Annotated in this window: 12 protein-coding genes; all 12 read right to left on the bottom strand. The window is 64.8% G+C overall.

Translation table 11 applies throughout. The features are described 5' to 3' along the window. Nucleotides 1-18: 18 nt before the first annotated feature. On the bottom strand, nucleotides 19-3465 hold the full coding sequence (dnaE, locus tag HRL41_RS08480; RefSeq protein WP_172136399.1) for a DNA polymerase III subunit alpha: 3447 nt from the start codon (nucleotides 3463-3465) through the stop codon (nucleotides 19-21). 236 nt (nucleotides 3466-3701) lie between these two features. After that, a complete protein-coding gene (locus HRL41_RS08475) occupies nucleotides 3702-4145 on the bottom strand; it encodes a F0F1 ATP synthase subunit epsilon (protein WP_172136398.1) in 444 nt (147 codons plus the stop codon). Then, the gene (gene atpD, locus HRL41_RS08470; protein WP_172136397.1) at nucleotides 4145-5587 is read right to left on the bottom strand and encodes a F0F1 ATP synthase subunit beta; all 1443 of its coding nucleotides are present in this window, start codon (nucleotides 5585-5587) and stop codon (nucleotides 4145-4147) included. The genes HRL41_RS08475 and atpD overlap by 1 nt, the downstream gene beginning before the upstream one ends. Continuing rightward, nucleotides 5588-6514 carry an ATP synthase F1 subunit gamma gene (gene atpG, locus HRL41_RS08465; protein WP_165172094.1) on the bottom strand — a complete coding sequence of 309 codons (927 nt, stop codon included), beginning with the start codon at nucleotides 6512-6514 and terminating at the stop codon, nucleotides 5588-5590. 12 nt (nucleotides 6515-6526) lie between these two features. Further along, on the bottom strand, nucleotides 6527-8098 hold the full coding sequence (atpA, locus tag HRL41_RS08460; RefSeq protein ID WP_172136396.1) for a F0F1 ATP synthase subunit alpha: 1572 nt from the start codon (nucleotides 8096-8098) through the stop codon (nucleotides 6527-6529). Continuing rightward, nucleotides 8092-8670 (bottom strand): ATP synthase F1 subunit delta, encoded by a 579-nt coding sequence (gene atpH / locus HRL41_RS08455; protein WP_172136395.1) that lies wholly within the window; start codon nucleotides 8668-8670, stop codon nucleotides 8092-8094. Before atpH ends, atpA begins: the two co-directional genes overlap by 7 nt. After that, on the bottom strand, nucleotides 8660-9154 hold the full coding sequence (atpF, locus tag HRL41_RS08450; protein WP_371808824.1) for a F0F1 ATP synthase subunit B: 495 nt from the start codon (nucleotides 9152-9154) through the stop codon (nucleotides 8660-8662). Before atpF ends, atpH begins: the two co-directional genes overlap by 11 nt. Before the next feature lie 167 nt (nucleotides 9155-9321). Next, nucleotides 9322-9540: a F0F1 ATP synthase subunit C gene (locus tag HRL41_RS08445; RefSeq protein ID WP_206214578.1), complete on the bottom strand. Its 219-nt coding sequence runs from the start codon at nucleotides 9538-9540 to the stop codon at nucleotides 9322-9324. Nucleotides 9541-9707: 167 nt separating this feature from the next. Beyond that, nucleotides 9708-10511, bottom strand: a complete 804-nt coding sequence (atpB, locus tag HRL41_RS08440) for a F0F1 ATP synthase subunit A (RefSeq protein ID WP_165172082.1) — start codon at nucleotides 10509-10511, stop codon at nucleotides 9708-9710. 21 nt (nucleotides 10512-10532) lie between these two features. Then, entirely contained in the window at nucleotides 10533-10814 is a 282-nt protein-coding gene (locus tag HRL41_RS08435; protein ID WP_172136393.1) for a hypothetical protein, read from the bottom strand. 190 nt (nucleotides 10815-11004) lie between these two features. Beyond that, nucleotides 11005-12261: a serine hydroxymethyltransferase gene (glyA, locus tag HRL41_RS08430; RefSeq protein WP_172136392.1), complete on the bottom strand. Its 1257-nt coding sequence runs from the start codon at nucleotides 12259-12261 to the stop codon at nucleotides 11005-11007. 42 nt (nucleotides 12262-12303) lie between these two features. Then, nucleotides 12304-12744, bottom strand: coding sequence for a ribose 5-phosphate isomerase B (gene rpiB, locus HRL41_RS08425; RefSeq protein WP_172136391.1), 441 nt, complete (start codon nucleotides 12742-12744; stop codon nucleotides 12304-12306). Between the last annotated feature and the right edge of the window lie 226 nt (nucleotides 12745-12970).

Genomic DNA, 12970 nt, shown 5'->3' with positions numbered 1-12970 from the left:
GTTGCAGCCTCGCTCCCCTTACACGGCCCGGCCGAAGAGCTCGGAGAGCTCGCTGCGCATGATGGGGCTGCGCGCGTCCACGCTCACGGGAAGCTCGGCGCGGAACTTGCGGCCGTCGGACTGCTGCACGAACAGCACCACGCCGTCACGCCCCGGGTAGGACCTCAGGATGCGGTTGAGGCGCAGGCTGCGGTTCTGGTCGAACTCGGCCGAGGAGATGCGCAGCTCAAGGTGCGCGGGGCGCGCGTCCTCGTCAGACAGCTCGATGGACTCCAGCTCGAAGCACATGATCTGGTTGCCGCGGTCGCTGTGCTCGAACTTGCCCTTGACCTTGGCGATCACGTCCTCCTGGATGACCTCGGAGAAGTCGTCGTACTTGAAGCAGATGCACTCGACGTGCCCCGTGGTGTCCTCGAGCGTGAACGTGGCCATCTTCGTGCCGCGCTTGGTGAGCTTCACCACCACGTTCGAGATCATGCCCACGAACGTGGCGCTCTTGATCTCCTTCGTGCGCTCGGCCAAGTCCCCCAGCTGGTACTTCGTCATGCGGGCGATCGCGCCCTCGTACGGCGCCAGCGGGTGCTCCGAGACGTAGATCTTCATGATCTCCTTCTCGTAGGCGAGCTTCGTGCGCTTGTCCCACTCCACGCCGTCGGGCTCGGGCACGTCCTCCTTGAAGGAGTCGTCCGTGTCGGCGAACATGCTGAACATGTCCATCTGGCCGGCGTCGCGGTCCTTCTGGCGCTTGGCCGCGCCCTCGAGCAGCGGCGTCTCGTCCACGAAGTGCATGAGCTGCTTGCGCGTGTAGCCCGTGGAGTCGAACGCCCCGCCCTTGATGAGCGCCTCGAGCGTCTTGCGGTTGTAGCACTTGGCGTCGAGGCGGTTCACGAAGTCGTGCAGGCTCGTGTAGGGCCCGTTCGCCTCGCGCTCGGCGATGATGGCGTCGGCCACGTTCTTGCCCACGCCGCGCACGCCGACCAGGCCGAAGCGGATGCCCTCGTCAACGGGGGTGAACTCGGCGTTGGACGAGTTGATGTCGGGCGGCAGCACGGGCGTGCCGTTGTGGTTGCAGCTCGCGATGTACTTGATGAGGCGGTCGGTGTTGCCCATGTAGCTGGACAGCACGGCGGCCATGAACTCGTTCGGGTAGTGCGCCTTCAAGTACGCCGTGCGCATGACCAGGATGGCGTACGCCGCCGAGTGCGACTTGTTGAACGCGTACTTCGCGAACTTCTCGGCGTCCTCCCAGATCTGCTTCGCGATCTCGAGCGAGAAGCCGTTCTCCACCGCGCCGGTGTTCCAGTCCTCCTGCAGGGCGCGCATGACGTCGAGCTTCTTCTTGCCCATGGCCTTGCGCAGCTTGTCGGCCTTGCCGGCGGAGAAGCCGCTCATGGCCATGGAGATCTGCATGATCTGCTCTTGGTAGACCATGGTGCCGTAGGTCTCCTCCAAGATGGGGCGCAGGCGGTCATCGTAGTAGTGGATGGCCGTCTTGCCGGAGGCCACCTTGATGTAGTCCTCCACCATGCCCGACTCGAGCGGGCCCGGGCGGTTCAGCGCGATGGAGGCCACGATGTCGGAGAAGCGGTGCGGTGGGAGGCGCGCGAACAGGCTCACGTAGAGCGCGCCCTCCACCTGGAACAGCCCGTCCATGTTGCCCGCGCGCATGAGCGCGAAGGCGCCCTCGTCGTCGGTGGGGATCTCCTCGGGGACCACCTTGGCGCCGTAGCGCGCCTCGATGTTGCGGCAGGCGCGCGACAGCACGCCCAGCGTGCGCAGGCCCAGGAAGTCCATCTTGAGCAGGCCCAGGTCAGGCGTGTAGTGGCCGTCGTACTGCGTGATGATGCCGCCGCCCTTGGTGTCGCGCTTCATGGGCACGTGGTCGCTCATGGGGTCGCGGCAGATGATGGTGGCGCACGCGTGCACGCCCTCGCCGCGCACGTGCCCCTCGATGGACTTGGCCGCGTCGATGACGGCCTTCACGTCCTCCTCGGTCTGGTAGGCCTTCTTGAGGTCGGGGTTGGTGTCGAGCGCCTTGTCGATGGTGATGCCGAGCTCGTCGCCGATCATCTTGGTGATCTTGTCGCCCGTGGAGTACGGGTAGTCGAGCACGCGCGCCGCGTCGCGCACGGCGTTCTTGGCCTGCAGCTTGCCGAACGTGATGACGCCCGACACGTGGTCCTCGCCGTACACCTCCTTGATGTGCTCGATGACCTCGCCGCGGCGCTCGTCCTCGAAGTCGACGTCGATATCGGGCATCTCCACGCGCTCGGGGCTCAGGAAGCGCTCGAACAGCAGGCCGTTCGAGAGCGGGTCGAGGTCGGTGATGCCCATGGCGTACGCCACGATGGCGCCTGCGGCCGAGCCGCGGCCCGGCCCGACGCCGATGCCCTGGCTGCGCGCCCACTCGATGTACTCCTGCACGATGAGGAAGTACGCCGGGAAGCCCTGCTGGATGATGATGCCCATCTCGTAGTCGGCGCGCTCGCGCACCTCGGGCGGCACCGGCTCGCCGTAGCGGTGGACGAGGCCCTCGTCGACGCGCTTGCGGAACCAGCTCTCCTCCGTCTCGCCCTCCGGCAGGGGGAAGCGCGGCAGGATGGAGTCGCGCTCGAGCTCGACGTTGACCTTGCTCGCCACCTCGACGGTGTTGTCGCACGCCTCGGGGAAGTCGCGCAGCGCCTCGCGCATCTCCGCTTCCGTCTTCATGTAGAACTGGTCGTTGGCGAACTTCATGCGCTTCGTCTCGTTCACGAGCGAGCCTGTGCCGATGCACAGCATGATGTCCTGCGCGCGGGCGTCCTCCTGCAGAAGGTAGTGGAAGTCGTTCGTGGCGATGGTCTTGAGGCCCGCGGCGCGGGCTACGTCGGTGAGCAGGTGGTTGAGCTCGGTCTGCGTGAAGCCCGCGTCCGTGCGGATGCCCTGGTTCTGCAGCTCGATGTAGAAGTCGCCCTCGTCGAAGCAGCTCGCGAACCGGCGCGCCCACTCCACCGCGTCGTCGAACTGGCGGTTGTCCAGGAGCTTCGGGATGATGCCGGCGATGCAGGCCGACGAGCCGATGATGCCGTGGCCGTACTTCTGCAGCATGGAGAAGGTGGTGCGCGGCTTGTAGTAGAAGTTGTCGACGTGCGACTCGCTCACGAGCTTGAGCAGGTTGTGGTAGCCCTCGTTGTTCTTCGCGAGCAGCAGCAGGTGGTAGAGGCGCGGCTTGACGTCGGTGCGCAGCTCCTCGTCGGTGGTGAAGTACACCTCGCAGCCGTAGATGGGCTTGACCTTCTTGCCCGTCTCCTTCTCCACCGCGGCGCACGCGTCGCACAGCTCCGGCACGCCGCTCATCACGCCGTGGTCGGTGATGGCCACCGCCGGCATGTCGAGGTCGGCTGCGCGGCGCACCATGTCCTTCACGTGGGTGGCGCCGTCGAGCAGGGAGTATTCGGTGTGGTTGTGCAGATGGACGAAAGCCATGGGGGTACCGCCTCGCTTACGTATCGCGTGTGCGCATGCTGGAGTTAGGGAGGATGTGCGCGAAAAAGCCAACTTACGTTCGCGTGTCATGATACCAGCATTCGAGGCGAACAAACGGTGAGGTTTGCATGAGTTTGACCGAGCGGCGCCTGCGCGCGCCCGCGCCCTCCCCCGACAATGAAGGGGCCCGCGCCTTGCGGCGCGGGCCCCTCAAACAGGCTCTCGGTTAGAGGTTTTTATTTAGTGGATCCGTTCGCGTAGTCAAGCTGCATCTGGTACCACTCCAGCTTGACGCGGCCTGTGCTTAGCTCAGCCTCGTCCTGCTTGTCGGGGTGCGGCTTCTTCTCAAGCCCCTCGAGGCGCAGGCGCAGCCGATCAGCCTTCTGGCGGATCTCGGCGACGTCGATCATCTCGACGTCCTTGCCGAAGCGGCCGAGCACCGTGACCACGTCGTTGTAGACCTGGGCAGCACCCTGGTACAGGATGAACTTCTTCTGGTCGTTGCCCGCAGCATCGAGGTTGATGGTGAGGACGCCGCCAGACTTGTTCGTCGCCACGAGCATCTCATGGCCCGGAAGGACACCGTAGGCGCCGTCGATGCCCGGGATGTTCGCGTAGTAGATCTCGCCCGAGAACAGCTCACGCGTAGGAATAGCCACTGTGCAGTGGAGCGTAGCCATTAGTCCTCATCCTTCTGCATAGCCTCGTAGGCAGCGTAGACGTCCTCGATGGCCCCCTTGTACACGAAGCACTGCTCCGGGATGTGGTCGCACTTGCCGTCGAGGATCTCGGCGAACGAGCGCACCGTGTCCTCAACGCGCACGTACTTGCCCGGGTTGCCCGTGAACACCTCGGCCACGTGGAACGGCTGGCCCAGGAACTTCTGGATCTTACGCGCGCGGTTCACGGTAAGCTTCTGCTCCTCGGAGAGCTCGTCCATGCCCAGGATGGCGATGATGTCCTGCAGGTCCTTGTACTGCTGGAGGATCTGCTGCACGCCCACGGCCACGCGGTAGTGCTCCTCGCCGACGATCTCGGGGTCGAGCGCGCGGGAGGTGGACTCCAGCGGGTCGACGGCCGGGTAGATGCCCAGCTCGGCGATGGAGCGGGACAGAACCGTCTTCGCGTCGAGGTGGGTGAACGTCGTGGCCGGAGCCGGGTCGGTCAGGTCGTCAGCGGGAACGTAGACGGCCTGCACCGAGGTGATGGAGCCGGTGGTGGTGGAGCAGATGCGCTCCTGCAGGTCGCCCATCTCGGTTGCCAGCGTGGGCTGGTAGCCCACGGCGGAGGGCATGCGGCCCAGAAGCGCGGACACCTCGGAGCCGGCCTGCGTGAAGCGGAAGATGTTGTCCACGAACAGCAGAACGTCCTGGCCCTGGTCACGGAAGTACTCGGCCTCGGTCAGGCCCGCCAGGCCGACGCGCAGGCGCGCTCCCGGGGGCTCGTTCATCTGGCCGTAGACCAGGCAGGTCTTGTTGATGACGCCCGACTCGCTCATCTCGAGGAACAGGTCGGTGCCCTCGCGGGTGCGCTCGCCCACGCCGGTGAACACGGACGTGCCGCCATGCTCCTGGGCGAGGTTGTTGATGAGCTCCTGGATGCACACGGTCTTGCCGACGCCAGCGCCGCCGAACAGGCCCGTCTTGCCGCCCTTGACGTAGGGCTCGATGAGGTCGATGACCTTGATGCCGGTCTCGAACACCTCGGTCGTGGTGGTCAGGGTGTCGAACGCCGGTGCCGGATGGTGGATCGGCAGCCACTCGACGTTCTCGGGCATGGGCTTGCCGTCAACCGGCTCGCCCATGACGTTCCAGATGCGGCCCAGGGTCGCGGGACCCACGGGCATCATGATGGGGGCGCCGGTGTCGACAGCCTCGATACCGCGCACCATGCCGTCGGTCGAAGACATGGCGACGGTGCGGACCAAGTCGCCCGGGAGGTGCGTCTGCACCTCGAGCACCGTGCTGATCTCCCCCGACGGGGTCTTTGCGTTAACGGTCAGGGCGTTGTAGATGGCCGGCATCTGGTCCGGCGGAAACTCCACATCCACAACAGCGCCAACGATGCGGACAACGCGTCCCGTGGCACCCTGGCTGACCGTCTTTTCGTTAGTTTCAGCCATTTATTCCTCCAAAGCTGCGGCACCGCCAACGATCTCGGTGATCTCGGTGGTGATTGCACCCTGGCGCACGCGGTTGTACACGCGGGTCAAGGTCGAGACCATCTCGGTCGCGTTGTCAGTTGCCGACTTCATTGCGTTGCGGCGAGCGCCTTGCTCACCTGAGGCCGAGTCGAGAAGGGCGTAGAAGAACGCGTTGCGCAAGTACGCCTGCATCAGATAGAACATGACCGACTCGGCATCAGGCTCGAAATCAATGTCGCCCATGATGGTTTCGTCCTTGTCGCGGTAGGCGTCAAGGACGTCCTCCTCCTTGGGCGTGAGCCCTAAGAGCTCAGCGTAGGACTGCTGGTTGATCGGCAGGACCTGCTGCTCGACCAGCGTCTGCTCGGCAGCGTTCCTCGCGTGGTTGTACACGATGTAGACCTCGTCGAGCCTGCCGTAATGGTAGCCGTCGCCGGCGTAGATCGACAGCTCGGCTGCCTGCTCGTACGTCGGGTCAGCGGATAGCCCTGCGAACTCGAACACCGGCTTGATGCCACGGTAGCTGAAGTAGCCGATGGCCTTCTTGCCACAGGCGGCCACTTCGACTTCGACGCCCTGACGCTCCTTCTCCTTGATGAGTTTTTCGGCGTGACGCAGCACGTTGCTGTTGAAGCCGCCAGCAAGGCCGCGGTCAGACGTCACCACAACGATGAGGGCGCGCTTGACCTCCGCATGCGTCTGCAGAAGAGGCTCGGAGTCAATGGGCGCGTACTTCGCCGTGCTGATGAGCATGTCCGAGATGGCGCATGCCCACGGCAGGGCGTTCGCCACCCGCTCAGACGAGCGGCGAATCTTTGCAGCAGCAACCATTTCCATGGTGCGCGTGATCTGCTTCGTCGAGGTGACGGAGTTGATACGCCTTTCAATGTCGTGAAGGTTGGGCATAGTGACCGTCCCTTATGCCGTCGTCGCGAAGGACTTCTTGAATGCCTCGATGGCGGCAGTCAAGTCAGCCTTGATCTCGTCGGTCAGCTTCTTCTCCTTGACGATGGCCGCGAGGACCTCCGGCTTGGAGGCGCGCAGGTAGTCGAGCAGCTCGTTGCGGAAGCGCACGACGTCGCCGAGCGGCAGGTCGTCGAGGAAGCCCTCGTTGCCCGCGTAGATGGCGGCAACCTGCTCGGCAACCGGCATCGGGAAGTAGCGGCCCTGCTTCAGAAGCTCGGTCATGTGGGCGCCGCGGGTCAGCTGGTCCTGGGTGGCCTTGTCGAGGTCGCTGCCGAACTGGGTGAACGCCTTGAGCTCGCGGTAGGACGCGAGGTCGAGGCGCAGGGAGCCGGCAACCTGCTTCATGGCCTTGATCTGCGCGGAGCCGCCTACGCGGGACACGGAGATGCCCACGTCGACTGCGGGGCGCTGGCCCTGGAAGAACATGTCGGTCTGCAGGAAGATCTGGCCGTCGGTGATGGAGATCACGTTGGTCGGGATGTAGGCGGACACGTCGCCGGCCTGCGTCTCGATGATCGGCAGGGCGGTCATGGAGCCGGAGCCGTTCTCCTCGGACATCTTGACCGCGCGCTCGAGCAGGCGAGAGTGCAGGTAGAACACGTCGCCCGGGTAAGCCTCGCGTCCCGGCGGGCGGCGCAGGGTCAGCGACATCTGGCGGTAGGCCACCGCCTGCTTGGACAGGTCATCGTAGACGATGAGGACCGCGCGGCCCGGGTTCTCCTTGGAGGCCGGCTTGCCGTCCTCGCCGTTGTAGATGAAGAACTCGCCCATGGCGGCGCCAGCCATCGGCGCGATGTACTGCAGCGGCGCCGAGTCGGACGCGGAGGCAGCCACGATGATGGTGTTCTCCATGGCGCCGTGGCGCTCGAGGGTCTCGACGACGCCGGCAACCGTGGAGGCCTTCTGGCCGACAGCGACATAGATGCAGATCATGTCGGTGCCCTTTTGGTTGATGATGGCGTCGATCGCGATAGCGGTCTTGCCGGTCTGGCGGTCGCCGATGATGAGCTCGCGCTGGCCGCGGCCAATCGGGATCATCGAGTCGATGGCCAGGATGCCGGTCTGCATGGGCTCGTGCACGGGCTGGCGGGAGATGACGCCCGGAGCCTTGAACTCGACGGGGCGCATGCCCTCGGCCTTGATGGGGCCCTTGCCGTCGATCGGCATGCCCAGGGGGTTCACCACGCGGCCGAGCATGCCCTTGCCCGAGGGAACCTCCACGATACGGCCGGTCGTGCGGACCTGGTCGTTTTCCTTGATTGCGGTGACGTCACCGAGAAGAACGGCGCCTACCTCGTCCTCTTCGAGGTTCTGGGCCAGACCGTAGACGGTCTTGCCACCCTCCCCGACGAACTCGAGAAGCTCACCGGCCATGGCGTCACGCAGACCGTCGACGCGCGCGATGCCGTCGCCGACCTGGATGACCGTGCCGACCTCGCGGGACTCTACGCTGACGTTCAGCGAGTCAAGCTGCTTGCGCAGTGCGGCGTCAATAGCCTGAGCGGTGATTTCAGTCACTAGCATTCACCTCCATCTGTTGTTTCCTTGAGCACGTGGCGCGCGTTGTTCAGCTGCGAGATGACGCTCGCGTCGATGCGCTTGCCGTTCACGCTCATGATGATGCCGCCCAAGATGGAAGGGTCGATGCGCTCGCGCAGCACCGCCTTCTTTCCCAGCTCGGCCTCAGCTTTCTCAATAATGATGTGGCGCAGGTTGTCGTCGAGTGCAACGACGGTCGTAACGTCTACCACACACAAATTCAGCTTGGTATCAAGCTCGTCCCCGTAGGCTGCGAAGACGCGATTCAGAAGATCCGCGTCCCCGCGCTCTGCCATGACCGCCATGACCTCGGTGAACGCCGGGTTGCACTCGGCGAACACCGCGTGGGCAAGCGCGTTGCGCTGCTCAGGGGCATAGGAGGTGTCAGACAGGGCCCCGGAGAGGTCCATGTCGGAGTGCATCAGGTGGATGATCTCCTCCATCTGGTTGCGCACCTCGAGCACGGCATCCTGCCCGCCAGCTTCGTTCGCGGCGTCAAACATGACGGCGGCGTACGCAGCAACTTCCTCTTTGACGACAAGACGATTAGTTGGCATTGAAGCTACCTGCCTCTTTGACGTAGCGCTCGATGATCTGGCGATGCTCGCCCTCGGTGAGGTCCTCACCGATCAAGCGCGCGGCAACGTCAACCGAGGTGTCAGCGACAGACGCCTGAAGGTCGGCGATAGCCTGCTTCTTCTCGGCCTCGATGGCCACCTTCGCCTTGGCGATCATGTCAGCGGCCTCGGCCTGGGCCTTGGCGGTGATGTCAGCCTTGACCGCATCGCCCGTGGCACGAGCCTCAGCCATGATCTGCGCGGACTGCGCTTTCGCGTCAGCCAGCTGCTTCTGGTACTCCGCAAGCACACGCTCGCTCTCGATCTGCGCTTCCTCGGACTTCTTCAGGGCTTCCCTGATGTTGTTCTCGCGCTTGGTGACGATGTTGTCGATCACCGGCCAGCCGAACTTCGCGAGGATGACGAGAATGATAACGAAGGCGACGAGCATCGGGATGAACTCGTTCATATCGGGAATGAGCACCGCGATGCCCTCTTTTTCAGAAGCGAACGCGAGGGTGGGGAAAGCACACGCAAGGCTTGCTGCAGCAGCTGCAGCGGCACCGGCCTTTGCCAACTTCTTGTTCAGTTTCGCTTTCACTTATCCACCTTCTTTCCTAAAGCTTGATGTAATCGTACGATCAGGCGTCTTTAGAAGATGAAGGTGAGAACGAAGCCGATGAGCGCCAGAGCCTCGGCCAGAGCGCCGAAGATCAGGGCGTTGGTGAACAGCTTGCCGGCGATCTCAGGCTGACGCGCGGAGCCGATGCACAGGCCGTAGCCGCACAGACCGAGGCCGATGCCGGGGCCAAGGGTGCCGATGCCGTAGCCGACTACCTTGAGGGCAGCGAGAACCATTGTAATTTCCACAGTTTCCTCCTTTTACCGTTTTTGAGCCTGTTTCTCAAAAACACTTGTACATATGTCTCTCAGCGCAAGGATTACGCTGGTGAAACCGAAGCAAGGGGTGCGGACGAAGTCCGCTTCGAGCGCGCGGGCCTGCCGCCCGGGCGCTGTGCGCGCGGGGCGCGGGGCGCTTAGTGCTCGGACGTCGCCAGGCCGACGTAGACCGCCGACAGGATGGTGAACACGTAAGCCTGCAAGAACGCGACCAGGCACTCGAGCACGTACATGATGAACAAGAACGCGAACCAGGCGATGGACGCCACGCCCACGGGATTGGCGAAGTTGATGAGGTCCAGGATGAAGAACTGGGTCATGATGGCGAACACGCCGAGGATCACATGCCCCGCGAACATGTTGCCGTAGAGTCGGACGGCCAGCGTGAGCAGGCGGACGACCAGGGAGAAGAACTCGAAGAACCAGATGATCGGAACCATCACCACGGGAAGGCCGGACGGGGCGATCGACTTGAGGTATCCCAGGCCGCCCTTCGCCTTGATGCCGTAGAAGTTGAAGTAGATGAAGGACACCAGAGCGAGCGCCCAGGTGACGGACAGCGAGCCGGTCGGGGTCTTCGTGCCCGGGATGAGGCCGATCACGTTGCTGATGAAGATGAAGAAGAACAGCGTGGCCAGAAACGGGATGTGCTTCTTGTAGCCGTGCCCGATGGCGCCCTCGCCCATGTTGCGGCAGATGGCGTCGTACCCCCAGTCGATGAGGCCGGCGAACTTGCCCTTCGGCGCGATGTCGACCTTGCGCACGCCGGCGAGCACGACCGCCAGCACTATCACGCAGATGATGCACATCCACACGGTGTACTGCGTGATGCCGAAGCCGTTGCCGAAGTCGACGACGAACGTGGAGTTGAACGACTCGCTCAGCTCCTCAATCGGGCCAGCGATATCCGCCAGGGGATTGCCCGTAAGTTCAAAAGCCATGTACCTCTCCTTTACCCTTCTCTATCGACGCTTCGACAAGACCAAGCCGAAGACGATAACCCCGACGACGAACGCCAGAAGCTCGGCTACTGAGTAGGCGACGACCACGTCAGGCGCGATGAGCTTGCACGCGATCATGCCCACGATGAGGATGACGAACGACGCGATGATGGTGAGCAGGAACGGGGCGAGCACGTCGATGGAATGCGTGGGGTTGACCGTGCGGATCTTCTTCGTGGCCACCCGAAACGGGATGAGGCTCACGAAGCCCACGATGATCGCCACGATGACTGCTATCGCCATAGCTCACTTTCTCGTTCGTCTCTGCACACAATGCGCCCTATCAGAGCCTTCCGTATCATAGCGGAATGTGAAGAACTTGCGAAGGCTCCATAACAAACCCGCATGATTTTCGGGTGAGCGGCAGGCGACGGCTCGGCTTCGATCCGATGACGCGCCGCCCACCCGAAAAGTCCTCCCGATAGGCGAAAAGCTAGTACTCCAAGCCCGGGTAGAGCGGGTGCGCCTCGAGGATGCCGTCCACCTCGGCGCGCACGCCGGCGAGCACGCCGGGGTCGCCGGCGTTGAACACCGCGCGGGCGATGAGCTCTCCCACCTGGTAGAAGTCGTCTGCGCCGAGCCCGCGCGTCGTGCCCGCCGCCGAGCCCACGCGGATGCCGCTCGTGACGAACGGCGAGCGCTGCTCGTTGGGGATGGTGTTCTTGTTGGCCGTGAGCCCCACGCCCTCCAGCAGCCGCTCGGCGTCCTTGCCGGTGACGCCCGCGGGGGTGAGGTCCACGAGGCACAGGTGGTTGTCGGTGCCGCCCGACACGAGGCGCAGCCCCCCGTCGGCCATGCCCTGCCCCATCGCGCGCGCGTTCTCCACCACGTGGTCGACGTAGGCGGCGTACTCGGGCGTAAGCGCCTCGCCGAAGGCCACGGCCTTGCCGGCGATCACGTGCATGAGCGGGCCGCCCTGCGCGCCGGGGAAGATCGCCTTGTCGACCTTCCTCGCGATCTCGTCGGAGTTCGTGAGGATGAAGCCGCCGCGCGGGCCGCGCAGCGTCTTGTGGCTCGTGGAGGTGACCACGTCGGCATGCGGCACCGGGCTCGGGTGCGCGCCGGTGGCCACCAGGCCCGCGATGTGGGCCATGTCCACCATGAGGAAGGCGCCCACCTCGTGCGCGATGCGCGCCATGCGCTCGAAGTCGATGACGCGCGGGTAGGCGGAGGCGCCGGCCACGAGCACCTTCGGGCGCACCTCCTTGGCGATGCGCTCGACCTCGTCGTAGTCGATGAGCTCGGTGGAGGGGTCCACGCCGTAGGACGCGATGCGGTACAGAAGGCCCGAGAAGTTCACCGGCGAGCCGTGCGTGAGGTGCCCGCCGTGGTCGAGGCTCATGCCGAGCACCACGTCGCCCGGCTCGACGAGGGACAGGTACGCGCCGAAGTTCGCGCTCGCGCCCGAGTGGGGCTGCACGTTGGCGTGCTTCGCGCCGAAGAGCGCGCAGGCGCGGTCGCGCGCGAGGTTCTCCACCACGTCGACCTTCTCGCAGCCGCCGTAGTAGCGCTTGGACGGGTAGCCTTCGGCGTACTTGTTGGTGAGCACGCTGCCGACCGCCTCCATCACGGCGCGCGAGGTGAAGTTCTCCGACGCGATGAGCTCGATGCTGCCGCGCTGGCGAGAGAGCTCGTCAGCGAGCGCGGCGCGCACCTCGGGATCGGTCTGGGCGAGGAATTCCAAGGTCATGGGGCATGGTCTCCTTACGTCGCTTGCGTCGCTTGCGTCGCGCTAGTTGTCCTCGAGCTGCATGATCTTCTCGACGCGGCCCGCGTGGCGCCCGCCGCCGAACCCAGTGGAGAGGAACGCGTCCAAGATGCGCTCGTTCTCCTCGAGCTCGACGAAGCGGCCCGACAGCGTGACCACGTTAGCGTCGTTGTGCTCGCGCGCGAGGGCGGCGAACTGCGTGCTGACGACGTTCACGGCGCGGATGCCGCGCACCTTGTTGGCCGCCACCGCCATGCCGATGCCCGTGCCGCACACCAGCACGCCGGCCTCGGCGTCGCCGCGCGCCACGTCGCGGGCCACGAGCGCGGCGTAGTCCGGGTAGTCGACGCGCGCGTCGGAGTCGGGGCCGCGGTCCGCCACGTCATGCCCCTCGGCGGCCAGGTAGTCGACGAGGCGCTGCTTCTGCTCGAAGCCCGCGTGGTCGCTTGCGATGCTGATGCGCATGGGTCTGCACCTTTCCCTCGGGCGCCGCGCCCGCGTCTTGCGAAGGGGGTGCGGCGCGCTCGTGCTCGTTTACGGTCGTGCTCGTTTTGGGCAGATTGCATTGTATGACGAATCGCCTCGCTCAGGAAGCCGGATTCGGAGGCTTCTCACGCGCTCCACGGGCGGGGCGGGCGGAGGGGCGCAGCGGGCGGCGGCGGGTTCGCGAGGTGCGGGGCGCGGGGCGGGC

This window comes from Adlercreutzia sp. ZJ473 (assembly GCF_013185065.1).
Lineage (GTDB): Bacteria > Actinomycetota > Coriobacteriia > Coriobacteriales > Eggerthellaceae > CAAEEV01.
This window is presented reverse-complemented; position numbering and strand designations above follow the sequence as displayed.

What these genes read in the sequence shown, in the direction of transcription:
- dnaE (WP_172136399.1), bottom strand. Translation starts at nt 3,465, where the DNA reads ATGGCTTTCGTCCATCTGCACAACCACACCGAATACTCCCTGCTCGAC.
- HRL41_RS08475 (WP_172136398.1), bottom strand. Translation starts at nt 4,145, where the DNA reads ATGGCTACGCTCCACTGCACAGTGGCTATTCCTACGCGTGAGCTGTTC.
- atpD (WP_172136397.1), bottom strand. Translation starts at nt 5,587, where the DNA reads ATGGCTGAAACTAACGAAAAGACGGTCAGCCAGGGTGCCACGGGACGC.
- atpG (WP_165172094.1), bottom strand. Translation starts at nt 6,514, where the DNA reads ATGCCCAACCTTCACGACATTGAAAGGCGTATCAACTCCGTCACCTCG.
- atpA (WP_172136396.1), bottom strand. Translation starts at nt 8,098, where the DNA reads ATGCTAGTGACTGAAATCACCGCTCAGGCTATTGACGCCGCACTGCGC.
- atpH (WP_172136395.1), bottom strand. Translation starts at nt 8,670, where the DNA reads ATGCCAACTAATCGTCTTGTCGTCAAAGAGGAAGTTGCTGCGTACGCC.
- atpB (WP_165172082.1), bottom strand. Translation starts at nt 10,511, where the DNA reads ATGGCTTTTGAACTTACGGGCAATCCCCTGGCGGATATCGCTGGCCCG.
- HRL41_RS08435 (WP_172136393.1), bottom strand. Translation starts at nt 10,814, where the DNA reads ATGGCGATAGCAGTCATCGTGGCGATCATCGTGGGCTTCGTGAGCCTC.
- glyA (WP_172136392.1), bottom strand. Translation starts at nt 12,261, where the DNA reads ATGACCTTGGAATTCCTCGCCCAGACCGATCCCGAGGTGCGCGCCGCG.
- rpiB (WP_172136391.1), bottom strand. Translation starts at nt 12,744, where the DNA reads ATGCGCATCAGCATCGCAAGCGACCACGCGGGCTTCGAGCAGAAGCAG.